Source organism: Maribacter algicola (assembly GCF_003933245.1).
GTDB classification, from domain to species: Bacteria; Bacteroidota; Bacteroidia; order Flavobacteriales; family Flavobacteriaceae; genus Maribacter; species Maribacter algicola.
Genome location: NZ_QUSX01000001.1, coordinates 1,324,663 through 1,350,229 on the forward strand (window position 1 = coordinate 1,324,663; position 25,567 = coordinate 1,350,229).

22 protein-coding genes are annotated in these 25,567 nt (G+C 40.5%); 9 read left to right on the top strand and 13 right to left on the bottom strand.

What is annotated here, in order from left to right:
* Nucleotides 1-5 precede the first annotated feature (5 nt).
* The 3 genes from mnmG to DZC72_RS05550 all read left to right on the top strand — a co-directional run bounded on the left by mnmG (nucleotide 6) and on the right by DZC72_RS05550 (nucleotide 3,461).
* On the top strand, nucleotides 6-1,874 hold the full coding sequence (gene mnmG, locus DZC72_RS05540) for a tRNA uridine-5-carboxymethylaminomethyl(34) synthesis enzyme MnmG (RefSeq protein ID WP_125221863.1): 1,869 nt from the start codon (nucleotides 6-8) through the stop codon (nucleotides 1,872-1,874).
* A 48-nt stretch (nucleotides 1,875-1,922) separates the two neighbouring features.
* Complete coding sequence (locus DZC72_RS05545; RefSeq protein ID WP_125221864.1) at nucleotides 1,923-2,753, top strand: class I SAM-dependent methyltransferase; 831 nt, start codon at nucleotides 1,923-1,925, stop codon at nucleotides 2,751-2,753.
* 201 nt (nucleotides 2,754-2,954) lie between these two features.
* Nucleotides 2,955-3,461 (top strand): OmpH family outer membrane protein, encoded by a 507-nt coding sequence (locus tag DZC72_RS05550; RefSeq protein ID WP_125221865.1) that lies wholly within the window; start codon nucleotides 2,955-2,957, stop codon nucleotides 3,459-3,461.
* 48 nt (nucleotides 3,462-3,509) lie between these two features.
* Here the strand turns inward: DZC72_RS05550 and DZC72_RS05555 are convergent, their stop codons facing one another.
* The 3 genes from DZC72_RS05555 to rnr all read right to left on the bottom strand — a co-directional run bounded on the left by DZC72_RS05555 (nucleotide 3,510) and on the right by rnr (nucleotide 7,126).
* Nucleotides 3,510-4,178 carry a LysE family translocator gene (locus tag DZC72_RS05555; RefSeq protein ID WP_125221866.1) on the bottom strand — a complete coding sequence of 223 codons (669 nt, stop codon included), beginning with the start codon at nucleotides 4,176-4,178 and terminating at the stop codon, nucleotides 3,510-3,512.
* 7 nt (nucleotides 4,179-4,185) lie between these two features.
* Entirely contained in the window at nucleotides 4,186-4,863 is a 678-nt protein-coding gene (locus DZC72_RS05560) for a head GIN domain-containing protein (protein WP_125221867.1), read from the bottom strand.
* A gap of 73 nt (nucleotides 4,864-4,936) precedes the next feature.
* Nucleotides 4,937-7,126 (bottom strand): ribonuclease R, encoded by a 2,190-nt coding sequence (gene rnr, locus DZC72_RS05565; RefSeq protein ID WP_125221868.1) that lies wholly within the window; start codon nucleotides 7,124-7,126, stop codon nucleotides 4,937-4,939.
* A gap of 788 nt (nucleotides 7,127-7,914) precedes the next feature.
* On the opposite strand from rnr, the gene DZC72_RS05570 reads away from it, so the two are divergent.
* The 4 genes from DZC72_RS05570 (at nucleotide 7,915) to DZC72_RS05585 (ending at nucleotide 10,281) form a co-directional block, all read left to right on the top strand.
* Nucleotides 7,915-8,346, top strand: a complete 432-nt coding sequence (locus DZC72_RS05570; RefSeq protein ID WP_125221869.1) for an RpiB/LacA/LacB family sugar-phosphate isomerase — start codon at nucleotides 7,915-7,917, stop codon at nucleotides 8,344-8,346.
* Nucleotides 8,347-8,357: 11 nt separating this feature from the next.
* On the top strand, nucleotides 8,358-9,278 hold the full coding sequence (locus DZC72_RS05575) for a cation diffusion facilitator family transporter (RefSeq protein WP_125221870.1): 921 nt from the start codon (nucleotides 8,358-8,360) through the stop codon (nucleotides 9,276-9,278).
* Nucleotides 9,279-9,418: 140 nt separating this feature from the next.
* Nucleotides 9,419-9,844 carry a PH domain-containing protein gene (locus DZC72_RS05580; protein WP_125221871.1) on the top strand — a complete coding sequence of 142 codons (426 nt, stop codon included), beginning with the start codon at nucleotides 9,419-9,421 and terminating at the stop codon, nucleotides 9,842-9,844.
* Nucleotides 9,841-10,281, top strand: a complete 441-nt coding sequence (locus DZC72_RS05585) for a GNAT family N-acetyltransferase (protein WP_125221872.1) — start codon at nucleotides 9,841-9,843, stop codon at nucleotides 10,279-10,281. The genes DZC72_RS05580 and DZC72_RS05585 overlap by 4 nt, the downstream gene beginning before the upstream one ends.
* A gap of 35 nt (nucleotides 10,282-10,316) precedes the next feature.
* Here the strand turns inward: DZC72_RS05585 and DZC72_RS05590 are convergent, their stop codons facing one another.
* The 4 genes from DZC72_RS05590 to dcm form a co-directional block, all read right to left on the bottom strand.
* The gene (locus DZC72_RS05590) at nucleotides 10,317-10,955 is read right to left on the bottom strand and encodes an NAD(P)-dependent oxidoreductase (RefSeq protein ID WP_125221873.1); all 639 of its coding nucleotides are present in this window, start codon (nucleotides 10,953-10,955) and stop codon (nucleotides 10,317-10,319) included.
* A 168-nt stretch (nucleotides 10,956-11,123) separates the two neighbouring features.
* The gene (locus DZC72_RS05595) at nucleotides 11,124-11,498 is read right to left on the bottom strand and encodes a hypothetical protein (RefSeq protein WP_125221874.1); all 375 of its coding nucleotides are present in this window, start codon (nucleotides 11,496-11,498) and stop codon (nucleotides 11,124-11,126) included.
* A 69-nt stretch (nucleotides 11,499-11,567) separates the two neighbouring features.
* On the bottom strand, nucleotides 11,568-12,176 hold the full coding sequence (locus DZC72_RS05600; RefSeq protein ID WP_125221875.1) for a hypothetical protein: 609 nt from the start codon (nucleotides 12,174-12,176) through the stop codon (nucleotides 11,568-11,570).
* Between the two features lie 9 nt (nucleotides 12,177-12,185).
* Nucleotides 12,186-13,412 carry a DNA (cytosine-5-)-methyltransferase gene (gene dcm / locus DZC72_RS05605; protein ID WP_125221876.1) on the bottom strand — a complete coding sequence of 409 codons (1,227 nt, stop codon included), beginning with the start codon at nucleotides 13,410-13,412 and terminating at the stop codon, nucleotides 12,186-12,188.
* Nucleotides 13,413-13,555: 143 nt separating this feature from the next.
* On the opposite strand from dcm, the gene DZC72_RS05610 reads away from it, so the two are divergent.
* A complete protein-coding gene (locus DZC72_RS05610; RefSeq protein ID WP_125221877.1) occupies nucleotides 13,556-14,746 on the top strand; it encodes a C40 family peptidase in 1,191 nt (396 codons plus the stop codon).
* A gap of 12 nt (nucleotides 14,747-14,758) precedes the next feature.
* On the opposite strand, the gene DZC72_RS05615 is transcribed toward DZC72_RS05610, so the two are convergent.
* Together DZC72_RS05615 and DZC72_RS05620 are read right to left on the bottom strand one after the other, a co-directional pair.
* On the bottom strand, nucleotides 14,759-16,279 hold the full coding sequence (locus DZC72_RS05615) for a sodium:solute symporter family protein (protein ID WP_125221878.1): 1,521 nt from the start codon (nucleotides 16,277-16,279) through the stop codon (nucleotides 14,759-14,761).
* Nucleotides 16,280-16,414: 135 nt separating this feature from the next.
* Nucleotides 16,415-17,893, bottom strand: coding sequence for an acyl-CoA synthetase (locus tag DZC72_RS05620; protein WP_125221879.1), 1,479 nt, complete (start codon nucleotides 17,891-17,893; stop codon nucleotides 16,415-16,417).
* A gap of 754 nt (nucleotides 17,894-18,647) precedes the next feature.
* Here DZC72_RS05620 and DZC72_RS05625 point away from each other — a divergent pair.
* Nucleotides 18,648-19,880, top strand: a complete 1,233-nt coding sequence (locus tag DZC72_RS05625; RefSeq protein WP_243641653.1) for a PorT family protein — start codon at nucleotides 18,648-18,650, stop codon at nucleotides 19,878-19,880.
* Nucleotides 19,881-20,040: 160 nt separating this feature from the next.
* On the opposite strand, the gene DZC72_RS05630 is transcribed toward DZC72_RS05625, so the two are convergent.
* From DZC72_RS05630 to DZC72_RS05645, 4 genes are all read right to left on the bottom strand, one after another.
* Nucleotides 20,041-22,164: a c-type cytochrome gene (locus DZC72_RS05630; RefSeq protein WP_125221880.1), complete on the bottom strand. Its 2,124-nt coding sequence runs from the start codon at nucleotides 22,162-22,164 to the stop codon at nucleotides 20,041-20,043.
* Nucleotides 22,165-22,197: 33 nt separating this feature from the next.
* Entirely contained in the window at nucleotides 22,198-23,061 is an 864-nt protein-coding gene (locus tag DZC72_RS05635) for a fructosamine kinase family protein (protein ID WP_125221881.1), read from the bottom strand.
* Between the two features lie 6 nt (nucleotides 23,062-23,067).
* Entirely contained in the window at nucleotides 23,068-23,928 is an 861-nt protein-coding gene (locus tag DZC72_RS05640; protein WP_243641654.1) for an MBL fold metallo-hydrolase, read from the bottom strand.
* Between the two features lie 97 nt (nucleotides 23,929-24,025).
* Nucleotides 24,026-25,528 carry a S10 family peptidase gene (locus DZC72_RS05645; protein ID WP_125221883.1) on the bottom strand — a complete coding sequence of 501 codons (1,503 nt, stop codon included), beginning with the start codon at nucleotides 25,526-25,528 and terminating at the stop codon, nucleotides 24,026-24,028.
* Nucleotides 25,529-25,567: the final 39 nt, after the last annotated feature.

The window sequence follows — 25,567 nt, forward strand, 5'->3', positions numbered from 1 at the left end:
AAATTATGTTTGGAGAAATTTACGATGTTATTGTAGTAGGAGGAGGCCATGCAGGGGCAGAGGCAACCGCCGCGGCGGCCAATATGGGTTCGAAGACACTCCTAGTTACCATGAACTTGCAAACAATTGGACAAATGTCGTGCAACCCTGCCATGGGCGGAATTGCTAAAGGACAAATTATTCGTGAAATAGATGCCTTAGGAGGGTATTCCGGTATCATAACGGATAAATCAGCGATTCAATTTAAAATGTTGAACAAATCCAAAGGTCCCGCCATGTGGAGTCCACGGGCCCAAAGTGACAGAATGCGATTTGCAGAAGAATGGCGGCTAGCCTTAGAGCGAACACCAAATGTCGATTTCTACCAAGAGATGGTCACAGGCCTTATTGTAGAGAAAAACAAGGTTGTTGGGGTAAAAACCTCCCTAGGAATAGAGATAAGGGGAAAGTCCGTAGTACTAACTAACGGTACCTTTTTAAACGGTTTAATCCATATTGGGGAAAAACAGTTTGGAGGTGGAAGGGCCGGAGAAAAAGCTGCAACAGGAATTACCGAACAATTGGTCGAATTAGGATTTGACAGCGGACGCATGAAGACTGGTACGCCTCCAAGAGTGGATGGACGATCCTTGGATTACTCAAAAATGATACCACAACCCGGTGACGATAAACCCGAAAAATTCTCCTATTTAAACACACCTGTATTAAAAAAACAAAGGGACTGTCACATGACCCATACCAGTGCCCTGGTTCACGACTTGCTACGTGAAGGTTTTGATAGATCTCCCATGTTCAATGGTAGGATAAAAAGTATTGGCCCTAGATACTGCCCGTCCATAGAAGATAAGATAAATCGATTTGCAGATAAGGATTCACATCAAATGTTTATAGAGCCTGAAGGATGGGACACCGTTGAAATATATGTAAATGGATTTTCAACCTCATTACCGGAAGATGTACAATTCAAAGCATTGCGGTCCGTAAAAGGATTTGAAAAGGTGAAGTTCTTTCGCCCAGGTTATGCCATAGAATATGATTATTTTCCACCAACCCAATTAAAGCACACCTTGGAAACAAAATTGATAGAGAACCTTTATTTTGCAGGTCAAATCAATGGCACCACAGGCTATGAAGAAGCTGCATCCCAGGGGTTGATGGCCGGGATAAATGCACATTTAAAAATAAACGAAAAGGAAGCTTTTACTCTCCAACGTGATGAAGCATACATAGGGGTGTTGATAGATGACCTTATCACCAAAGGGACGGAAGAGCCCTATAGAATGTTCACATCACGAGCGGAATATAGGACCCTTTTAAGACAAGATAATGCCGATTTAAGACTCACACCTAAAGGATATGAATTAGGATTGGCAAAAGAAGATAGGTTAAAAAGAATGGAAGAAAAACTAGAGAAATCGGAAGCCTTTGTTAGTTTTTTTAAAAATACTAGTGTACTGCCAGAGCAAATGAATCCAATTCTTGAGGAGGTGAAATCGGCGCCGATTAAACAATCAGATAAAATGTTCAAATTGTTCTCAAGACCAAAAGTTACCATGGAACATATGCTTACACTGGCATCTGTATCAGAATTTGTTAGTTCCAATAGCTTGGATAATGAAGTACTCGAACAGGCAGAAATTCAAGTTAAGTACTCGGGTTATATTGAAAAGGAAAAAGTAAATGCAGATAAAATAAACCGACTTGAATCTGTAAAAATTCCTGATAATTTTGATTACAAGAAATTAAAATCCTTATCCTTTGAAGCCCGTGAAAAACTATCAGCAATAAAACCAGTCACTATATCCCAAGCATCCAGAATCAGTGGTGTTACACCGAGTGATATTAGTGTTCTACTAGTATACCTTGGTAGGTAAAGTAACATTGTTCCACGTGGAACGATCCATTAAATCCTTCAAAAATTTATGTCAAGATATCTCACTACAAAAGATTACTTTAACACCTATGAAGAATTTCATCTAGAATACGTAACCGAACTGGATATGCTACAAACATATCCAGTGCCAAAAAATCTAAATACCTATTACGACCATCCAGAATATATTTCACATACGGATTCAAAGAAAACACTTATAAATAAAATCTATCAAGTTATAAAATATTATAGTTTAAATAAGAAGGTTCGACTAATCAAAAAACTAAGAACTACAGAAAAAACAATCCTAGATATTGGAGCAGGTACAGGTGACTTTTTAAAATACGCCCAAAAAGATGGTTGGGAAATCCACGGGGTAGAACCAAACAAGCAAGCAAGACTAAAAGCACTCACAAAAGAAATAACCCTAAAAGAATCACCAGCGGATATACCAGAGGAAAAATTTGATGTTATCACATTATGGCATGTACTTGAACATCTTCCGGATTTAAAAACCGAAATAAGTAACATACAAAAAAAACTAAAACTGAACGGATACTTAGTTATAGCAGTTCCAAATTACAAATCATACGACGCTAAGCACTACAAACAATTCTGGGCAGCTTACGACACTCCAAGACATTTATGGCACTTCTCCAAGGAATCTATAAACAGACTTTTTAAACCATACAAACTACACCTAGTTCAAACGAAACCTATGCTATTTGATTCCTTTTATGTTTCCCTTCTATCTGAAAAATACAAGACCGGTAAAAACAATTATATAAAGGCATTTTTAATAGGACTAACATCAAACTTCAAAGGTTTATTCACCAAAGAATACTCATCCCACATATATATACTCCAAAAGTCGAAATAACTCCATAGAATCCTCTAAATAAACTTAAAGCAAAACAACGAGACTATTATAAACTAAAATGAAAAAGTCGCTTATAGAGCCTAAAAACAAGGTTATATTTATAAGAAAATACGATAGATATTTTTAAAATAATAAGAAACCTCTATAACGTGATTATTAGCAAAGCTTTCTTACTTTTGCGACGAATTAATAAAATCAAAAATGAAAAAAATAATCTTTGGAATAGTACTGCTAACAATAGCTTCCTGTACCCAGGAAAAAATCGGGTTTGTTGATAACGTAAAATTGATGAACGAATATCAAGAAAAAATCGACGTAGAAAATAGATTTAAGGAAAAAGCCGAAGCACTAGGAAGAAAAAGAGATAGTATATCCCAAAAGTTCCAAGCAGAAGCCACCGAGTTTCAAACAAGGGCACAGAGCATGTCCCAAACAGCCGCGCAACAAGAATACGCACAATTTCAACAAAGAGGGCAACAAATGGGGCAACAACTACAAATGGAAGACCAGCAACTACAACTCCAAGGGCAAACCGAAATGGACAGTATAGTATCCAAAGTAAAAAAAGAAATCCAAGAATATGGAAAATCAAAAGGATACAGCTATATACTTGGAGGGGGAGAAGGAGGCAGTGTTCTTTATGGAAAAGAAACCTATGACATAACATCAGAAATCATTGAACTCCTAAATAACAAATATAAAAAATAAATAATCCGTCACATACAATAGAAAAAAGGGCCAAAGTTGGGCCCTTTTTTAATAGTTAATATTTTCAATCCTTGATTCAATATTGAAACGATCATTTGGTAAAAATCCTTTCACAATTAAAACTATACCACAGACAATTAAAATAATACCAATACCTTTTTTAATAAGTCGAATCCTAGCACCCGTCAATTTTCTTTTTAATTGCTTCGCCAATAAAATTTTAAACAAATCCGTAACAAAATAAGAGAGTATCATCGTAGTAAAAAATACACGGATACGCGAAGGCTCATTATCCAGGCTTGGTCCCACAATGATTATTACACCCAACCAAAATACTAGTACACCAATATTTATAAAATTTAAAAGAAAGCCTTTCACAATGAGACCTAGATAGTCACTACGTTTTGATTTAATCGGAATTTTTGAACTATTTCTTGAACCGTGTTTAAAAAAAATAGTGATTCCATATACCAAAAGAATAACACCGCCAAAAACATAAAGACCTGGTTGATTACTTAGATTCTCAAGCAGCTGGTAACTACTAAAATAGGCTATGGTAATAAAAAGAATGTCCGCAATTATTACTCCCAAATCGAATACCAAAGCAGCACGAAAGCCCTTAAGAGCACTTGTCTCCAGCAGCACAAAGAATACAGGTCCTATCATAAAGCTTAAAATAAAGCCCAATGGAATAGCTGCCTGTATATCTTCCCACATATGAATACTACATCCTTTTTATACTTCCACCAAAAACAGTTTTCTCCTCCAATTTAGGTGGATTCCCATATACGAGTACTTCGCCGCCAGCCTTCACAGCAGCCTTCACATACTCGCTCGCATAAATTTCCGCACGGGAACCTGCATTCACATTGACCGTAGAGAATTTGGTCTTAAGTGATTTACCTTCGTAAACGCCTCCTGTATTAATTTGAACATCCTGTAAATTTGCAACACCTGTAGCTTTGACAATACCTCCTGAAACCGATTTTATCAAAAGTTGCTCCACCTCTGTTGAAACATTAACCTCTCCACCTTCTTGGGACTTCAATTCCAAAACATCCTGAACAATTATATTTTCAGAAGTAATCCTTGCATCCTCATTAACATCAATCACCATAATATCCTCTGTATAATACAAATCAACAAAGGTCTTATACCCACTAAAGAATTTGGTGATTTGCATTCTTATCTTCAAGATACCATCATTGTTCACAATAGCAACCTTATCTGTATTTTCACCTGAAATGACGGCCTTATTTTCAGAAGACCGAATGAGTTTAATAGAAATCCCGTCAAACCCCTTCACCTCGGCAAACTTACCAAGACCAACAGATACCTTGCTTTCCTGTGCGCCTAAAGCGTTACCCAGAACAATACTTAAAATTAAAATTAACTGCTTCATTTTTAAGGTTTCATACCCGATAAACGGAAATTGATTTTAAGCAATTCCATGAAACAAAATCCATTCCAAAAAGCTATTCTTTCTTCCCTAATAAAGAAAAGTCCAAGTGTCTCTTAATCAAATCGGTACTCTTTACCATAACCACGACTTCATCCCCCAATTGATACATTTTCTTGGTCCGTTCCCCAATTATGGCATACTGCTTCTCATCAAAGATATAATAATCTCCCTTTATGTCTCTGATGCGCACCATACCTTCACATTTGTTCTCGATAATCTCCACATAAATTCCCCACTCAGTAACACCACTGATGACACCCAAAAACTCTTGGTCCTTATGATCTTCCATAAACTTGATCTGCATGTACTTTATGGAATCCCTTTCTGCATTCGCGGCCAGTGCCTCCATATCGGAAGAATGTTTACACTTCTGTTCATATGTATCGGCCTTGACCGTATCCCCTCCATCCAAATAATGCTGCAATAAGCGGTGAACCATAACATCAGGATATCTTCTGATAGGTGACGTAAAATGGGTATAATAATCAAAGGCCAATCCGTAATGTCCAATATTATCGACCGTATAAACCGCCTTGCTCATGCTACGAATAGCAAGTGTATCTACTAAATTCTGCTCCTTTTGACCTTTTACATCTTCCAATAATTGGTTCAACGAAGCACTAATGGATTTCTTGTCCTTAAAATTAAGCTTATGACCAAACCTGGAGATAATTCCGTTCAACGCAATAAGCTTGTCCTCATCCGGGTCATCATGTACCCGATACACAAATGTTTTCTTGGGTTTTTGTTTTCCGATAAATTCCGCTACCTTTCTATTTGCCAATAACATAAATTCCTCAATAAGTTTATTGGCATCTTTGGCTTCCTTAAAATATACCCCAATAGGTTCATTATTTTCATTCAAATTGAAGCGAACCTCTACCTTATCAAAAGAAATGGCCCCTTGTTTCATTCGCTTCTTTCGCATAATCTTTGCCAATTTGTCCATGGTCAACGTAGCCTCGACCACATCTTCACCAATCTGATAGGCCTTACCACGAATGGACACATGTTCCGGAATGTGCCCTGTACCGCTTTCAATAATATGTTGGGCCTCCTCATAAGCAAAACGTTCGTTCGAATTGATTACGGTACGGCCAAACCACTGATTTTTGATTACAGCAGTAGTATCCAATTCAAAAATTGCAGAAAAGGTATATTTTTCCTCATTGGGACGCAACGAACAGGCATTATTGGAGAGCACCTCAGGCAACATAGGTACCACGCGATCCACCAAGTAAACCGAAGTCGCCCTATCATATGCCTCATCATCAAGAATGGTATCCACTTCCAAGTAATGGGAAACATCGGCTATATGAATACCAATTTCATAGTTTCCATTTTGCAAAACCGTAAAAGAAAGCGCGTCATCAAAATCCTTGGCATCCTTAGGATCTATCGTAAAGGTCAATACGTCTCGCATATCCCTTCGTTTGGCAATCTCCTCTTTTTTAATGGTAGTATCCAGTCCATCGGCAAAACGTTGTACCTCGACAGGAAATTCATAGGGTAGCCCATATTCGGCCAAAATGGAATGTATCTCCGTATTGTGTTCACCGGGGATCCCTAAAACTTCGGCAATCTTTCCATAGGGAGAATCTACACCATCCGGCCAATCCAAAAGTTCCACAATGACCTTCTCCCCATCCTTGGCTCCATTAAGATTTTCTTTGGTAATGAAGATATCGGTATACATTCTAAAATCGGAGGGACGCACAAAAGCAAAGGTTTTTTGCATGTCCACGACTCCTACAAAGGTGCTTTTATGACGCTCCAAAACACGAACGATCTCACCTTCCAGTTTTTTGCTTTTCTTCCTGGGATAGATATACACTTCCACCACATCTTTATGAAAAGCCTTGTTTAACTTATTAAAAGGGACAAAAACATCGTCGTCCATCCCTTCCACAACAATATAGGCGTTCCCTCGTCCGGTTACATCCACGGTACCTGTATGATAGGTTTTAACATCTTCCAATACTTGATAACTACCCCTAGAAACTTCCCGAATGCGTTTTTTTTCCTTTAATTGGGCTAATCTCTGAATCAATGTATTCCTATCATGGGCATCAGTAATTCCTATTTTTGCGGCAATTTGTTTGTAGTTGAAACTTTTGCTTGGTTCCTTCTCCAAAACAGTAAAAATCCCTTTGGTAATTTCGTTCTTCCTGTGATTTCTACTCTTCTTATTTTTTTTCGACATTAAAGTTTCTGTTTATTCGCCAAGCCTATGGCAGATAACCAAGGCTTATCCTGAAATTGTAAATTTCCTTCTAAGAATAATACGTTTAATTCCCTTAGATAGTTTACCGGAAAATTACGAATTATAATCCAGTAGCGCGTGTTCGTCTGAAATCATAGTTGTTATCAACATATATTATATATCTTTTTTTTCTTTTTGAAATTTTTAAAAAAAATGGTGATTATGATAGGGTGTTAATAACTGGTAAAACTATTTTCTATAATTCTTGATTTTGTTAAATACAAATAGTTATTGACATACTATGAGTATTTGACTATTCTAAAAATCAGTCTTTTAAAAAAGTTATTAAAATGGGTTCATAACCCATTTAAACATTCATTTTTTGATAAATTAATGTAAAGATAATGTTAACTACAAGTTCTGTTTATTTAAAAAGAGACTTACAGTTTATAATATTTTTTTTCGCTTTTTTCCTGGAAGGATTGTAATGGATATATCTAAGATGTAATGCAAATTTTAATTTGCATTTTTTTCAACAACTTATGAGTACATAAACTGTGAAATACACCTACTAATGAACGAAGATGAGCTGATATTTAAAAATCTTTGTTGTATACATATCATTTTTTGTGGTCACCATTTGTTAATTGTACCTTTATAGTCGTTCCCCAGACGCTTACAATAAAAGATTTATTAATAAACTGTATGATGGGATATACCATAATATTCTAGAGTACCTCCGGGATTAATATTGTTGAATTCCCAGTGAACTTATAAATAATTGAAAAATGAAAATAGCTATAGGAAACGACCATGCCGGTACGGATTACAAACTTGCCGTTATAGGTCTCTTACGATCTATGGACATTGAAGTGGTCAACTATGGAACTGATGGATCCGACAGTGTTGATTACCCTGATTTTGTACATCCCGTTGCCCAAGATGTGGAAGATGGCAAAGTGGATTATGGTATTATTATCTGTGGTAGCGGAAACGGGGCTTCCATGACGGCCAATAAACATCAAAAGGTTAGGGCGGCATTATGCTGGACCAAGGAAATAGTGGAATTGGCCCGTGAACACAACAATGCAAATATCTTAAGTCTTCCGGCACGGTACATAGCCTTACAGCAAGCACTTGAAATGGTAGAAGTTTTCTTAAAAACACCTTTTGCCGGTGGAAGGCACGAACGACGGATCGATAAGATTCCTTGTAGCTAGCAAATAGGTCCATGGGTCACGCGCACCATCATCATACGCACGGAAATTCCCATCCAAAGGTAACGGGCAAGAACCTTGTAATTTCAATTTTACTGAATATTCTTATTACCGCCACGCAGGTGGTTGGGGGAATCATATCTGGTAGTCTCTCTTTATTATCCGATGCATTGCACAACTTTAGCGATGTATTATCCCTGATTGTTAGTTATATAGCAATCGTTCTTTCAAAAAGAAAAGCATCGGCCACAAAAACATTTGGATATAAAAGGGCTGAAATTATTGCCGCTTTTGTAAACTCCGCTACGTTGATCGTAGTGGCCGTTTTGTTGATAAAGGAAGCCATCGAGCGATTTATACATCCGCAAGAAGTGGAATCCAACTTGGTCATTTGGCTCTCTATATTGGGTATAGCCGCCAATGGTTTCAGTGTGCTGCTCATAAAAAAAGATTCGGATAAAAACATGAACATGAAATCTGCTTATCTGCATTTACTGACGGATATGTTGGCTTCCGTGGTGGTGTTGATAGGTGGTTTGTTGATGAAGTTCTACGAAATCTATTGGGTAGACCCCGTATTGACACTCATAATTGCACTATACCTTGTGTATATGGGCTTTGACCTCTTAAAGGATTCCACGCGCGTGTTAATGTTGTTTGCGCCAAATACCATTCAGGTACAACATATCGTGGATACTATAATGCAAATAAAATCGGTTAAGAACGTACATCATGTGCATATTTGGCAATTGAATGAAAATCAAATTCATTTGGAGGCACATATTGATTTTTCAGAGGATATAAAACTTTCCGAATTCGATTCAATTCTTGAGGAAATTGAAGAACTGGTATATCACAAGCATAATATCAATCACATAAATATTCAACCGGAATATGGTAAGTGTGATATCAAACATGTGATCGTTCAGGATTAACTCTAAAATTGATTGTATTGGTGCCGCTAAAATGCTTTATAATCCTGGGCTTACTCAAATAGAATGTTTTTTAGAATTTAAAGAGTAATTTTCTGATTTTTATAGGTTTGTGCAATGCTTTACAGTAAATTTCTTATTCAATGAAAACGTATAAATCAAAAATCAGTTGGGGGCTTTTGGTCGTTCCTATGCTCCTCTTTCTAGGAATCATAGTATCTATGATATTGAAGGGTGAAGAACCGTCAGGCATACTAACTACTTCCGGTATCCTTCTAGCCGTATGCTTGTTTATTTTATATCTGCTGATGAATACGGAATATGGCATGGATGCCGATACCCTGTATGTAAAAAGCGGTTTTGTGTACAGAAAGCACCTGGATATTTCAAGAATTACTTCCGTAAAAAAGGCGAAGAATATTTTTTCAGCTCCAGCGGCATCCTTGGATAGAATACAACTTACCTATGACAAATTTGGGGTTTTGGTGTTATCTCCCAAGGATAAGGAAAATTTCGTAAAGGATTTGGTCGTAATAAACCCCAATATAAAAGACTATGTGAACCCATGAACATATCGATAAAAAGATTCAATGAATTGGAGACTTCTGAACTCTATGGAGTATTGCAACTGCGAAGTGAGGTATTTGTGGTTGAACAGGACTGCGTATATCAGGACTTGGACGGTAAGGATGAAAAGGCACTTCACGTCATTGGAAAAAAAGATGAAGAAATCGTTGCCTACACCCGTGTGTTCGCACCGGGCGATTACTTTGCCGAGGCCAGTATTGGTAGGGTAGTAGTCAAACAGAGTCAACGGAAATATGGGTATGGCAAGCTGATTATGGAAGCCTCCATAAAGGAGGTTGAGGAAAAATTGGGCACAAAAACCATTCGAATTTCCGCACAGACCTACTTGTTAAAATTTTACAGTTCCCTAGGTTTTACCCCGGAAGGAGCTGAGTATTTGGAAGATGGCATACCGCATGTTTCTATGGTGAGAAAGTAATATTATATGGGCGGATTCAATCCGCCCTTTGTTATTTACACATTGAATAAAAACGGACACTTTTGAATATAGCGCTCATCATCCAATTGGCCGATAAGGAAATCGGCCAAATCCGTAGCGCTAATCTTATGCCCATCACAGTTTTTCAAATTAACTCCAACACGAAATTTTTCATCGGTTTGAATAATCATTGGCAGCCGAACCAAGGTCCAATCTACACCCTCCTGAGAAGCCAAATATGCATATTCTTCCTGTCTATTTTTAGTTGTGTCGGGAAAGTTTTCGTACATCCATTGGGTCGCATAGCTCGTTTTTTCATCCTTTTTATCAAAGCGGGTATCCACATTTATTCCAGTGACCACTATGTATCTTTTCAGATTGTTTTTGAGCAAGGCCTTTACAATATTCTTACTGGCATCGTTAAAAATAGGAGGTTCCCCTTTAGGCTGTCCCAAGGTGCTGATTATTGTTTGGCATCCATCAATTAAATTCAAAATGGAATTATAATCCCTGGCATCGCCCTGTACCACTTCAACTAATGGGTTCGTGAAACAATGTTTTTCTGGATTTCTGACCAAGAGTTTTATAGGTATTTCCAGTTCTAAAAGCCTTTTTACCAAATAGGCACCCGATTTACCTGTACCGCCGATAACGGCAATTTTATGTTTAATCATGATTTTCTTTATAAAATGAAACAATAGAAGTTTTGACCCGGAAATGGGGTCTACTGTTTAAATCCGAAGAAGGATTTGTGCTATTTTATAAAGAGATTCTAATACCTAAATATATAAAAAAGGCACGCAAACGCGTGCCAATATTTTCTAAATACCGAATTTTTATAATTAAATCTTGATTGGTTCCTTATTACTAAGGTTGATATCCTCCAACATGGTGTCCGTAAACTTATAGTGACCCCTAGTGGTTATGATTCTAAATCGGTTGGAATTCATCCTGCTCAAGGTATCCAGGAACAGCCATTTGGTTTTTAACAAACGGGGTTTTTCGGATTTTAGGCTGATGTCGAAAAAGTACTTTCGCCCATTTTTAACAGCAACAATGTCCGGCGTTATTTTATCGTCGGCACCCTTTCTACTATAGGATTTTGGCTTTTCGTAGCCTTCCAAATCTGCCTTAATATTTTCAAAGCCCGTGGCCTCCAAATGATGTATCGATTTCTCTAAAAATTCCGTGTTTTCTGACTTGTCTAGTTGTATCATAACTAGTAATATAACAAAAAACAGGAGAAATCCAAGAATTAGACCTTGATTAACAGGTTTTTAACTGTATTATACAAGTGTTTTGGCAATTCCATGGGTTACTAGAAAATCTAATTTCAAGATCAGATTGAACGGTTGTTCCGCCTTGTTGTTTTTAGAGTGGTACAAATAACCCGCCTTTTTTGGGTTCAATTCCCTCACCTCCAACTTTCCATGAGGAAGCGAACCATGTTGATAATAATCCAATAATGAATTTCTTGTCACACCCATTGCCTCCAAAAAGGCCACCAATTTTTTTCGGTTTACAAAAGTGATTTTGCACGAAGTATACTTGGCAGGCTCATCTTCATAAATGGCGGTTACCAAAGCATAGAAATCGGTCTTTTTAGAGCTATCAAAAAGCCACCCCTCCTTTAGCGCACCTTTTTTTAGATAATGAAGCTCAAAAGCAAAGGTGGGCAGGTCCTCATTGATATAATCCAATTGGGCCTTTTCATCTACCAAAAAGGTTTCTTGGGTTGTTCTATGTTTAAAGATTACATCTACGCCCTGCAGTTGTTCCTGTATGTTATGAATCCGCTCAAAAAGGTAATGCTTCAAGTATTGTGAATAATAGGTATCCAACAATTCCGAGAGTCTTTTTTCCTTTCCAAGGTCAGATGTAAAAGCACTCTTCACAACAAGGATTTACAGATTGATTTTTTCGAAAAGGACCGCACCTATTTTTGAGACAATCCCAACCACCAGGGCATTCCCCATAAAAAAGGCCCTTTTGGTATCGCTTATGCCCTTCAATTGGGTATGATTGTCCGGGAACATGTTCAAGCGTTCCAATTCCATGGGCGTCAGACGGCGCAGGCCTTTGGAGGTTTGAACCACATGTTTAAATCGCGACGGACTTTTTCCTCCCTCCCCGGTAATGATGGTTCTGGAAGCATTGTCCAAGGCATCGGGGAACACCATGGCGCCTTCGCTATAATTGTAACTGAATCCGTTTTTAGCGGTTCGCACCTCCTTTTTGGCACCTTTTAAATACTCCCATTTTGCCACATCTTGTTCATCAATGAAATATTCCCTTGGAACAGTGTCTTTTTGAAGGATGTCACCAAGGACCATTTTTACATCATCGTAATCGGCCTTGGTCTTTAGGGTCGTGACTTTTCCTTCCACAAAGACCCCGGTATTATCAAAAGGCGACAATTTTTGGCCTTTGTTAAAGTTTTCGGACAACGAGACCAAATCCCCTTCTAAATGGAACTCCTGCGATTTGGCCGAATCTACTAGCACCGGAAAGGCATCAGCCAAAATACCCTCCTGTAGTAGCCATGTTTCGGCACCCGATTTTTTTAGTTTTTTATAGATTTCAGTGCTTTTGTGATAGCCCAGAAAAAAAATACGCCTTCTCCGCTGGGGCATCCCATAATCCGCCGCATTGATAACGCGCCATTCCACGGCATAGCCCAGTTCCTCCAAACTTTTGAGCATGATGGCAAAATCCCGCCCTCGTTGGTTGGAGGGAGATTTCAGCAAACGGTCTACGTTCTCCAAGAACAGGTATTTTGGTGGTTGTTTTTTTTCGGATAAAATCCGTTGGATGCTCCACCACAACACCCCTTTTTTTCCGATCAATCCTTTGGAGTTTTGCAAGGTGGTCGCTACGGAATAATCCTGACAAGGAAATCCTCCCACCAATATATCGGCATCTGGAATAGTATCCGTTGGTACTTCTGAAATATCGGAATTCACGTGGTTTTCAGTTCCAAATCTGGCCTCGTACACCAGGGATGCATGCTGGGTCTTGGTGCTGGGTTCCCACTGATTGCTCCAGACAACTTCAAAATTCCCGGTTTGCTCCAATCCCAGACGAAAGCCGCCCACACCAGCAAAAAGTTCAATTACTCGTAATTTGATCACACTGTTACTTTTAGCTCAACTTTTATATTTAAAAATCTTCTATCAAGGTTTCTTTGGGGCTAATGTAACCAAATTATATAATGAGATCCAAGTACTATTTGAAGTAAAAAAGACGGGATTCTTTACTTTTACAAAAAAACCACATGCATTATTTCTCCAAGATCTTAATAATTCTTTTGCTATTGGTCCTAGGGTGCAACAGCAAAGAGGGTGTAAACGAAAATTTAGAGGCTTACATTGAAGCAATAAAAAAGGAACATGCTCCCGATAAAAGGGTTGCTTTATTCAATATTGAAGGCAAGCATTCTGCGGATGGTTGGACCCTTATAGGTGAAAGCAACCTTCCCGATGCGGTTTTTGCCCTTAAAGGGAAATTGAACGAAGTCGGTCTGGCATATACCGATAGCATAAAAATCCTACCGGACGCTAGTTTGAAGGGCAAACACGTTGCCTTGGTGACAAATTCCGTCGCCAACTTACGAAGCGAGCCCAAACACTCGGCCGAGCTTTCCACACAGGCCACTTTGGGAACCCCGGTAAAAGTTTGGAAAAAGGAAGGAGGATGGTACTATATTCAAACCCCTGATAAATACCTTGCCTGGGTAAATTCTGGCGAAATCTCGTTAATGACCGATGCCGAACAGGAGGCTTGGACAAACCAGAAAAAGATTATTTACACGAATACCTATGGGCATGTTTTTTCGGGCATCGATGCACAAACACGGGTATCAGATTTGGTGGCCGGCAGCATTTTGGAAACAACCGGAGAAGGCATGGATTTTTATACGGTTCGTTTCCCCGATGGCCGGGAAGGCTTCGTAAAAAAGGAAGAGGCGTCACCTTATAATAGTTGGTTGGGCACTCTGGACCGGAGCCAGGAATCCCTTGTGGCGACTTCCAAAACGCTCATGGGCGTACCCTATCTTTGGGGCGGCACGTCTACCAAGGGCATGGATTGCAGCGGCTTTACCAAAACCATCTATTTCTTGAACGGGTTGATTATACCAAGGGATGCCTCACAGCAAGTACATGCGGGGGTTCCTATTGATTCTACCAAGAGCTTCGACCAACTTCAAAAAGGGGATTTGTTGTTTTTTGGACGGAAAGCCACGGATTCAACGGCCGAAAAAGTGGTGCATGTAGGCATGTGGATCGGCAATAATGAATTTATCCATGCATCGGACCGAGTACGCATCAGCAGTATGGACAAGGATGCCGAAAACTATGACGAATATAATTTGAACAGGTACCTAAGAAGTAAGCGGGTTTTGGGCCAAGAAGACGAGGCCTTGATCAACCTTGAACGAAACTACACATTCTATAATTCGAATTAATCACAACTTTTTCTATTTTCCAAAGACATGGTCCAAATGTGCTTTGTCTGGTTTTCGGGCCTTACTTAAACGACTTACTACCACATAGGTAAGCATCGACAACAGAAAAGCAGGTATTATTTCGTGTACGTCCTTTAAGGACTCATAATTGAACCTAAAGACAAAACGCCAAACAATATTCGTCAACATTCCCACGACCATAGAGGCCAAGGCACCCATATCCGTCCCCCATTTTAAATAGAGGCCTCCAAATATGGCCGGAAAAAAGCTTGCCGCGAATACGGCACCCGCAAAGGCGGTAAGCTCCACAATTCCTGCGATTGGGTAAAGTGTCAACAAGAAAACGAACAAACAGTAAATGGCCATGAACCATTTGGTCCTGGGAATTATCTTGGATTCTTGCATCGGCTTTGCCACATGCCAAATGTCCTTGACAAAAGCGGTTCCTATAATGATAATGACGGATGCCAAGGAGGACATTCCGGCAGCGAACAAGCCGGCTACACAAATGCCGCTTACCAGTTTATTATCAAACTTGTCCAGCATAAACCCTATGACTTCATCCGTATGGTTTATAAGATAATTGGCCTCTTCTGGAGTTGCCATACCATGTACCAAAGCGCCCAATCCCATCACGCACACTAAGGAAATCCCTAGGAAAACAGGCGTCCATATCATGGCGAACCGCATGCTTTTAGTGTTGTTGACCGAGTAAAAACGGATGAGGTTTTTGGGTTCCGAAATCTGTTTCATACCCACAGAGAGCCCAATCCCCAAGATATACAGAAACGATACCAACTCCCCAAAGGTCACCAATCCGGAATTTATTGGTACGCCCGCTTTGGACAAGTGGTCCGTGTTCGACACCACTTCGAAAAGATTATCCACGCCACCCACGTACATAAACGGAATGGCCAACATCAAAATGGCCACCCCGAACATGATGATACCCTGTATCGCATCCGTCCAAAGCACACTGTACATGCCACCCCAAATGGTATAGGCACAGGTAACCGCTATAATGGCGAACGAACCATATTCATAGGGAATATCCAACACGGACGTAAGCACGTGGGCGCATCCTTTGGCGATGCCTACCATATACCAAAGCGTTGCAAAAAGGATGATAACTGCGGAAAGCACCCTGATTGTTTGCGCCAAGGAACTCTTATATCGAAGATGAAAATAATCCGGGATGGTGAACGACTTTAACCGTGCAGTTTGGAACCGCATTTTGGGGCCCAGTAATTGCCAGGAAATAACACAAAAGAAGGTCCAAATGAAACCCATCCAAGCCCAGGAAAGGCCGAGCTCAAAGGATTTTCCAGCCTGGCCAATATACGTGTTCGTACTGGCCGATGTCGAAAAGAAGGCCAAGGAAATCACCCATCCCGGGATTTCCCTTTTGGCCACATAAAAACCTTCAACACCTTCCGATGCTTTCTTTTTAAAATACCAGCCAATGTATAGGCATCCGCCCACATAAATTGCCGTTAAGATAAGGGTTACGTAGTGCTCGTAAAAGTAATCCATCAGTGCTCTGGATTATGGTCGTTTTCCTCTACATGAATATCCCTTTTAAGGACCAACGCTGCGTTGATGATGACTAGAATTAAGATGCCGATATATGGAATCCAGGTTAAAAAATCCATGGTTTGGTTATTTGGTTTAAAACAGTTTTTTTACCTCATTTTTGGTGACCTTGCCCAGGACGTTTCTGGGCAGCTCCCGTTGCATTATGTATTTCCTCGGAATTTTATATCCGGGCATTTGGGTCTTTAGCCAAGTATTCAACACGTCCGTTTTTATGGCTTCGCCAGACGGAACCAGGCACGCTGCAATGACCTCGCCCCACTCTTCATCGGGCAGGCCAACTACGGCACAATCGGCAATTTCCTCATGCTTTCTTAGTACATCCTCAATTTCCAAGGCAGATATCTTATATCCGCCAGACTTGATAATATCCACACTGTCCCGGCCCAAGATCTTGTAAAGTCCGTCGTTGAGCATACCGATATCGCCCGTAATGAACCAACCGTCTTTAGTAAAGGCTTTTGCCGTTGCATCGGGTTTTTGCCAATATTCCTTGAACACACTTGGTCCCTTTATCTGGAACTCTCCCGGTTCGTTGGCCCCTACAGGATTGTTCTCCTGGTCAACCAAGCGCATTTCTACCGTTGGCAAGGGCAAACCAACATGGCCAGGCCTACGTTCCCCGCGATAGGAATTGGAAAGGCCCATGCCAATCTCCGTCATTCCATAACGCTCTAAAAGGGTTTGCCCCGAAATGGTACGCCATTTTTCAAGCACAGGTACAGGTAAGGCGGCAGACCCAGAGACCATCAATCGCAGTTTGGAGGCCGCTTCGGACATTTTTTTCCTTTCCCCGTCGCTCGCATGATCCCAAAAGGCAATCAGTTTGTAATAAATCGTCGGCACCGCCATAAAAAGGGTGAGTCTTCCAGAACAAATAATTTCCCAAACCTTTTCATCGTTGAACTTCGGTAAAAATTCGCAACAGGCGCCACTCCATAGCGCACAGCTCATCACATTGATAATCCCATGGACATGATGTAAGGGAAGAATATTAAGAATATAGTCGTCCTTTTCCCATTCCCAGGCCTGCACCAAGGCTGTAATCTGTGCCTCAATATTGGCATGTGTCGTTACGACTCCTTTGGGTTTGCTTGTAGTACCACTGGTATATAAAATCATGGCCCTTCTGTCTGGGGAAAGATCGGGCAGATTGGAATTGTTTTCAGCAAACATTGCTTCCATAGGAACCACGGAAATACCCAAGGCGGCTTCCAAAGGCCTTAAAAAGTTCACATAATCTTCATGGGCAATGACTATTTCCGCCTGTGTGTCCTCTAGCACATATTCAATGGAGGGCAAAGGATGTAATACGCATAGCGGAACCGCGATGCCGCCCGCTTTCCAAATTCCCCATTGAATTGCGGTATATTCAAAAGAAGGAGGCACTAAAAATGTGATTCGAGCCTCTTTAAGGTCTACGGTATCTGATAATAAATTGGCGGCTACGGCTTCTGCCGATGCTATAAGTTCGTTATAGGTATATTCCGTATTGTTTGAAACTAGGGCTTTTCTAGTGCCAAAATCCTTGGCGCGGTCAAATAGTTTTAACATTATGGGTCGGTTAGGTTACAATTGCTAAGGGTTCAAGGCAAAGGCAATTATTTTATTCCCTTTTTTTGTGCCCAGTTTTTCCCCGTCACAAGCGATGGCAATATACTGCTTTACATTAAATTCGAAAAAATGTTGAATTACCACCCACTTTAATTAGAATTTCTTCTCAGATGAATTAATTGGTTGCTAAATACAACCAATAAGCATTATATAGACCTGTCATTTTTGATCTTGATTGAAGCCATCAGTTTAGCTCAACACTTGTTTTGAAACAATATTTATAGACTTGAAAAAGGGTTTATATAAAATCAACATAACTATTTAGAAAGGATACAAAACAGAATTCTGGTTTTAGACAACATTACTGAAGTTGCACAAAAAAGGAAAACATTTAGATTTCTTATATGAAAAGACCAGACTTAACAAAAATTTAAAATCGTAGCAAAAAATTAAACAGGCCCATCTGGCTTTGAAATCTTAATCAAAAATTGTCAAATAAAAGAGCATTATTCACGTTACGTAATGGGTTGAAACAATTTACCCCAAGGAATGAAAACACTGAATGGCTTTTGATAGGATATATCGCCCCTAAAGAATGTCAATTATGAATAATTGAAAACCAAAAAATAGGTTGCTCTTAATCAAAAATCAGAAGACGCTTGTTACCCATCGAAATATTTCAAAAACACTTTGAAATCAAATTAATATAGTTTCCCTCTCAATTGTTTTGATAATTTTATTTCTAGACAAACTAATGACAAATATGAAAAAATGCCTATTACTATCCTCCTTTCTAATTATTAGTTTTAAAGGTTTTGCACAAATATCTTTTGAGAAGGGGTATTTCATAGATAATTCCGGACAAATTTTTGATTGCTTTATTAGGAATGTGGATTGGAAAGACAACCCAGTTGATTTTGAGTATAAACTTTCAAAAGAAGGCAAACCCAAAAGAACTTCTCTTATTTACATTAAAGAGTTTGGGATAGGAACTTCTGTTAAGTTTGTTCGAGCAACAGTAAATATTGACAAGTCTAGTGAGGACCTCAATAGAATGGGAAAGGATAGAAACCCTATTTTTGAAAAGGAAAATGTTTTCCTGGAAGTATTGACAAAAGGATATGCTAGTTTATACCAATATCGCAACGGAGGCTTAAAACGATTCTTTTATTCGATAGACGCAAACCAGATCGAGCCATTAGTTTTCAAGTATTACTTGATTGATAAAGACAAAAAGGGAACAAATAACCGATTTAAACAACAATTATGGAATGAATTAAGTTGTGCAGGAATAAAAAAGGAACAGTTAGAGAAATTGACCTATACAAAAAACAGCCTTACCAATTATTTTATAAAATTCAACGAGTGTAGTGGCCAACAATTTAAGGTTTTCGGCACGAAATCTAAATATGACTTCTTCAATTTTACAGTTAGGCCTCGCATAAATAGATCATCATTGGTTGTTTCGAATTTTTTTGGAGGGTCAAAATATGCAGATTTTGGGAGTAAAACTGGATTAGGTTTTGGTATTGAAACAGAGTTTGTTTTGCCTTTTCAAAAGAACAAATGGGGACTAATAATTGAGCCAACTTACCATATGGGCTTTAAAGAAACAAAAACAACCGATATAAATGATGGTTCGGGGGCTAATTCAATAGCTAGTTTATCATATAGTTCTATTGAACTACCAGTGGGGCTTCGGCATTATTTTTTTCTTAAAGAAAAATCCAAATTGTTTATAAATGCTTCCTATGTATACGACATTAATTCTGAAACTACTTTAATTATTCAAAGAACAGATAACCCTACGATAACTACATTGACAGGCAAAAGTTCAACCAATTGGGCATTTGGCATAGGCCTTAAAGTAGACAGATTCAGTTTAGAGGCTCGGTATTTTACCAATAGAGACATTATAAGTGACTTTTTTGCCTGGGACTCTCAGTATAATGCCTTTTCTATGATTTTAGGGTATACTGTCTTTTAATAGATGTTTATTAATTCCAGAGAATTTAAATCAAAACAATAGGATTCATTTTAGCTATCCGAAACAGCCAGCGCCAAACTATTCTTTTTTATTGAACCAAGACTTGTTATGGGAAAAACAAGGGATGAATGGCCAGTCTTATATTTATATAACAGACTAGCTACGGGTTCAAGGCAAAAGCAATGATTTTATTCCCTTTTTTGGCACCTAGTTTTTCCCCGCCACAGGCGATGGCAATATACTGTTTTCCATTAAACTCATACATGGCGGGAGTAGCGAAAGCGGGAGCAGGCAGCTCATGTTCCCAAATAAGGCTACCATTTTCCTTGTCAAACACCCTAAAATAACCATCCCGAGTGGCCGCAATGAACAGCAATCCGTTTTCGGTCACCACGGCACCGCCATAATTTTCCGTTCCGGTTCCTATACCCTCATCCCCCAACTCCGGAGTGTTGCCAAAGGGAATGGACCATTTAAAGTTTCCGGTATTCAAATCGATGGCATGCATCGTACCCCAAGGCGGTGAAATCCCAGGTAGCCCCTTGCTGTCCAAAAACTTGGTGTATCCGGCATGTTTGTATCGCTCCTGAACGGTATCTTGGGGCACATTTTCCGAAGCAACGGAATGTTTTATTTCCTCATCAAATAGAAAGGCGAGGAGGGCCTCCATTTCCTGTTTTGAAAGCTGGGGAAAACCCGTCATCATGCCCTTTCCGTTGGTAATGATCTGTGAAACTTCGTTTTTTTCCTTCCGTAGTTGCAGGTCAAGCAACGAGGGATAACCACTGCCCACATTTCCTTTTCTATCCGGTTGATGACAGGTTACGCAATATTTGTGATAGGTACTTTCGCCCAAGGGCCCGTCATAAGCCTCTTCATTATTTTCAATAACACCCAGCATCCAAGCCATTTCGTTGGAATTAACATAAAGAATTCCGTCTTCGGGATCCACAGAGGCCCCGCCCCATTCTGCCGCACCATCGTATCCGGGCAACAACAAAACAGGTTCCGTATTAGGAGGTGCATACTGACTTTTGTTTGCAGATTTAAATTTTGATGCCAACTCTTCCTTGTTTTTGGCAAAAGGACTGATGTCCGCTTCCGTTAGGTCTTGGGATTGACGTGCAAAGGGTTTTGGTCGTATGGGTATCGGTTGTGTGGGCCAGGCTTCTTCGCCCTCTAACAATGATTTGGGCACGGTCACTTCTTCAATGTCAAACAAGGGCTCTCCGGTCAATCGGTTAAAGACATACACATACCCTTGTTTGGTCACTTGGGCCACAGCGGGAATTTTTTTACCCTCCCGTTCCACCATCAACAGGTTGGGCGGAGCGGGCGGATCACGATCCCAAATATCGTGATGGGTGAACTGAAAGTGCCAAAGCCGCTCCCCGGTATTTGCGTTCAGTGCCAAAAGTGAATTTGAAAACAGGTTCTGTCCAAGACGGACACCTCCGTAAAAGTCGGGAGCGGCGGAGCCCGTAGGCACATAAATGATTTCAGCCTCCTCGTCTACCGCCATACCTGCCCAGTTATTGGCACCGCCCACAATGGAACCTTTATACGCCGTGGAATCTTCCCATGTTTCATAACCATACTCTCCAGGATGTGGAATGGTGTGAAAGGACCATTCAAGTTTGCCCGTAATTACATTAAAGGCCATAATATCCCCAGGAGCGGCCCCTGCCCCTTCGGAAACCCTTAGCGGCATGACGATCAAATCCTTAAAAACAGTGCCAGGGGTATTGGAAATGACGAACTTGTTTTCGGCGCTTTTTCGCATACCGGAACGTAAATCCACCTTTCCTCCCAACCCAAAAGTCGGGATGGGTTTACCGGTTAAGGCATCCAGAGCGAATAGGAAAGCTCCTCGAGTACATAGTATTCTTTTGTCCTCACCTTTGGACCAATAGGATACGCCTCTGCTTGTGGAATGCCAGACTTTAACGGAATCCCCAAACTGCCAGATTTCTTCTCCCGTTCCGGCATGGAGCGCCACTACGCGAAGTGCCGCTGTAACCCCATAGAGCATGGAATCCACAACGATAGGATTCATCTGCATTTGCCCCCAATCTTCAGATTCATAGGTCCAAGCCACTTTGAGGGATGTAACATTTTCTTTGGTAATCTGGGACAACGTAGAAAAATGAGTCCTTCCTGGATCGCCCAAATAGGAAGACCACGTAGCATACTCCTTCTGGATAGGCGCTTGCTTTTTATTTTCTTCACAGGAACCTATTCCCAATATAAGAAGCAATAGACCTATTATTTTCAGCGACTGCATAGCATGTGTATTTACTTTAAAGGTAGCCAAATCCTAAAAACAGGTAGACAAAATTCTTTTGACGGGAGCAGTATACGAAGCACCAAAAAGGTTGAGGTGGACTAACAAATAGTATAGCTGATAAATATCCTTTCTTTCTTCTTCCCCAGGTTCGGGAGGAATGATTTCGCGATACGAATTGTAAAAGGAATCCCCAAAACCGCCAAAAAGATGGGTCATGGCAATATCTACCTCATAATGGCCATAATAGATGGCCGGGTCTATCAAAAACGGAATACCATCCTTTGAAATCAAAAAATTACCGCTCCACAAATCCCCATGTAACAAAGAGGGTTTTATGTTGGGAAACAAGTTGCTGCACATCGTATCCATTTTTCCTTCCGAAGGGATATCGGTTTTCAGCAAGAGTCCCTTCTCAAATGCCAGTTTTAGTTGAGGAAGCAGTCGTTCCTGCACATAAAATGAAGTCCAATCCTGGTGCGATTTGTTCGATTGATACAAACTGCCGATGAAATTGTCCTCCTCCCACCCAAATGTACGGGTATTGGATGTTTGGTGCAACAGGGCCAGTTGGCGACCAAAAAGTGCCATTTCTTTTGAAGTTGCAGTCTTACTTTCAACATATTCCATCAGGAAAAAAGCACCTTCATTGTATGGTTCTACCTGAAAGGACCGTGGGGCGGCGATTGTATTGGTTTTCAAGAGCTCCTGGAGCCCTTTTTTCTCGGCCTGGAACATCACAAGGGCCTTGTTTCCCCCGTTGATTTTACAGAAGAATTTTTCGGTTTCGGATTCCAAAAGATAGGCCCTAGAGATGTCCCCTCCGGAAATAGGGGAAACCCGCTCTATTTTTGTGCATAGTAAGTAGTTTAGATATGCAATCAATTCTTTGTCCAAACCCGCTTATAATTTTAGGGACACGCCCTCTCTTGCTATTTGAAAACCTTCCAGCAGCACTTTTTTTGTTTGGTGAGAATCCGGATTCAACAATGGGTTTGTATGGTTGAAATGTATGAAATAGACCTTGTTTTTTTCGGATTCGGAAAAATCTTTAAACGTTTCCATACTTTCAATGACGAAGGGATGGGGAATTTCTAAGATATCCCTATAATCAATTTCTTCGGCATCAAAAAATGTGGCATCTATAAAAGCATAGTCCACAGTTTTGATTTCTTCCCGAATGTCCTTTTCCCACTTTTCCCATTTGTCTATATCCGGAATAAACAACAAGGTTTTGTTGGGACCGACAACCTTATATCCCACGGTCTCTGAATACTCGTCCCGATGCGGAACGACAAAAGGAACGATGGCCAATTGATCCGATATTTGAACCGATTTTTCATTTTCTGTTGGAACAAGTCTTATGTTGTTATTTGCGACCAACTGTCCCCAAGGCCCATTTTCTGTCAAAAACCGATGCATTTTAGGCATTGTATATACCGATATATTTTTGGTGTTTGCGGCCTCCTTCCCAAGATACATGAGACCACTATAGTGGCCAATATGGGCATGGGTCAGAAAGATACCGTCTGGGTAATCATTTTGCTTAAAATGCGCCATTTCGCGCAATGCCCTTATTTGGGTTGGTAGGTCTGGTGTGGCCTCGATAAGGATTGTTTGGTTATTTTTAAAATCGACGACGCCCAGGGAAACGACCTTTCTGGAATGGTCGCCTTTTTCAAAAAGTGGCGCACAACACTCTTTTTCGCAGCCAATGTGCGGGCTTCCCCCGTCCTGGGCCGTTCCCAAAACAAACACTCTCACTCCTTCATTTTCATTGGTGACAAGTGAAGCCTGCGCAAAGTTGAGGTGTGGCAGAAGGAAAAGAATAGCGATATTTAAGCAACCAAACCTCAACCTATTATTGGGTTAAAAATGCCCGAATATCCTCCGACAGTTTTTTTAGATCGGGCTCATGGGTGTACATCATATGGCCGGCCTCATAATACTTCATGGAGACCCTTTCGGTGACAATGCCATTTCGGGCAAATGTATATTCGGCATCAAAAAAAGGCGTTATAAGATCGTAATAGCCGTTGGCCACCAGTACCTTCATTTCTGGGTTGCGCCTCATGGTCTCACCTAGAAAAGGGGCCGTGTTCACGGGCATTGGCTCCCAATAGGCATCATCGGGCGCGGTGCGCCATCGCCATCCCTCGCCACCTCCGGAGGTAATATAAGGCCGGTCCATGTCAATTTTTAAATCGGTCGCAAAATAGTGGTTGATACCTGCTGTATAGGCCGCACCTATTTGATAGCTTGCCGGATCACCTAAATGGGGCCTTTCGGCTACATCATCGGATTCATCGCCCATAAACCTACCGTCCAAACGACCAATGGCCAACCCTTTGTCCTCCAAGAGTTTTTTCTGAAATCGTTCTACTAGAATGCGCAAGTTAGATTTAAGTATATAGTCCTTGTCCAGCCCTGTAAAATAACTGAGCTTTTGGGCGATTTCATCCTTTTCCGCATTGTCCAATAGATTTCCCTTGTACAGGGCCTTGGTGTAATCGCCATAGGTAAATTCCCTACACTCCTTTACAAAGGCTTCCAAAGTTTTGCCTTCTCCGGCTTTTTTATGGTACCAAGCGGTGGCGGCCATACTTGGCAAATAGGTAATATAGGATGTAATGTTATAATGGATAGAGGTAGAACCGGCATAATCCAAAGCCTGGGAAATGAGGATCATACCATTGAGCGCCATATTTTGACCCGAGCTTTCCAAGGCGTTACCCAAATAGGCGGCCCTTGTGGTACCGTAACTTTCACCGGCCAAATATTTGGGAGAGAACCAGCGTCCGTTATCCGTGACCCATTTCCGTATAAATTGCGCGAAGGAGGCAACATCCTCATTGAGCCCATAAAAGTCCTTTCCCTTTCCTTTTCCCACCAATTGACTATACCCTGTGCCTACTGGGTCGATAAAAACAAGATCGGTAAGGTCCAAAAGGCCGTGTTCATTGGTCACAAGATTATAAGGAGCGGCACCATCGTCCTTCTTGGCTTCTGAATCCACTTTTATGATTTTGGGCCCAAAAAGGCCCATGTGTAGCCATACAGAGGCAGAACCCGGACCACCATTAAAAATAAAGGTGACAGGTCTTGTTTTAACATCCCCTACAGGATTTTTGGTGTAGGCAACCGACCAAAAAGTAGCTATGGAGTCCCCTGCTTTGTTGGTCAAAAATGTTTCCTTGGCCTTCGCTTTATAATTGATGGTCTTTCCTCCGAACACACCCTGATGGAGGGTTTCAAACGTCCTTGCCTTGGGAATGGGTTTTTCGATTTCCTCTTTATCATCGGTCTGCGAAAGGACAAAAAGGCTTGAGGTAAACAAGAGGGCAAAAAGCGCTAATTTTTTCATAGGATATGGATATAAAAAGGGTTTTGGAAGATAATCATT

Coding starts and splice junctions, on each gene's coding strand:
- mnmG (WP_125221863.1), top strand. CDS start 6: ATGTTTGGAGAAATTTACGATGTTATTGTAGTAGGAGGAGGCCATGCA.
- DZC72_RS05545 (WP_125221864.1), top strand. CDS start 1,923: ATGTCAAGATATCTCACTACAAAAGATTACTTTAACACCTATGAAGAA.
- DZC72_RS05550 (WP_125221865.1), top strand. CDS start 2,955: ATGAAAAAAATAATCTTTGGAATAGTACTGCTAACAATAGCTTCCTGT.
- DZC72_RS05555 (WP_125221866.1), bottom strand. CDS start 4,178: ATGTGGGAAGATATACAGGCAGCTATTCCATTGGGCTTTATTTTAAGC.
- DZC72_RS05560 (WP_125221867.1), bottom strand. CDS start 4,863: ATGAAGCAGTTAATTTTAATTTTAAGTATTGTTCTGGGTAACGCTTTA.
- rnr (WP_125221868.1), bottom strand. CDS start 7,126: ATGTCGAAAAAAAATAAGAAGAGTAGAAATCACAGGAAGAACGAAATT.
- DZC72_RS05570 (WP_125221869.1), top strand. CDS start 7,915: ATGAAAATAGCTATAGGAAACGACCATGCCGGTACGGATTACAAACTT.
- DZC72_RS05575 (WP_125221870.1), top strand. CDS start 8,358: ATGGGTCACGCGCACCATCATCATACGCACGGAAATTCCCATCCAAAG.
- DZC72_RS05580 (WP_125221871.1), top strand. CDS start 9,419: ATGAAAACGTATAAATCAAAAATCAGTTGGGGGCTTTTGGTCGTTCCT.
- DZC72_RS05585 (WP_125221872.1), top strand. CDS start 9,841: ATGAACATATCGATAAAAAGATTCAATGAATTGGAGACTTCTGAACTC.
- DZC72_RS05590 (WP_125221873.1), bottom strand. CDS start 10,955: ATGATTAAACATAAAATTGCCGTTATCGGCGGTACAGGTAAATCGGGT.
- DZC72_RS05595 (WP_125221874.1), bottom strand. CDS start 11,498: ATGATACAACTAGACAAGTCAGAAAACACGGAATTTTTAGAGAAATCG.
- DZC72_RS05610 (WP_125221877.1), top strand. CDS start 13,556: ATGCATTATTTCTCCAAGATCTTAATAATTCTTTTGCTATTGGTCCTA.
- DZC72_RS05615 (WP_125221878.1), bottom strand. CDS start 16,279: ATGGATTACTTTTACGAGCACTACGTAACCCTTATCTTAACGGCAATT.
- DZC72_RS05620 (WP_125221879.1), bottom strand. CDS start 17,893: ATGTTAAAACTATTTGACCGCGCCAAGGATTTTGGCACTAGAAAAGCC.
- DZC72_RS05625 (WP_243641653.1), top strand. CDS start 18,648: ATGACAAATATGAAAAAATGCCTATTACTATCCTCCTTTCTAATTATT.
- DZC72_RS05630 (WP_125221880.1), bottom strand. CDS start 22,164: ATGCAGTCGCTGAAAATAATAGGTCTATTGCTTCTTATATTGGGAATA.
- DZC72_RS05645 (WP_125221883.1), bottom strand. CDS start 25,528: ATGAAAAAATTAGCGCTTTTTGCCCTCTTGTTTACCTCAAGCCTTTTT.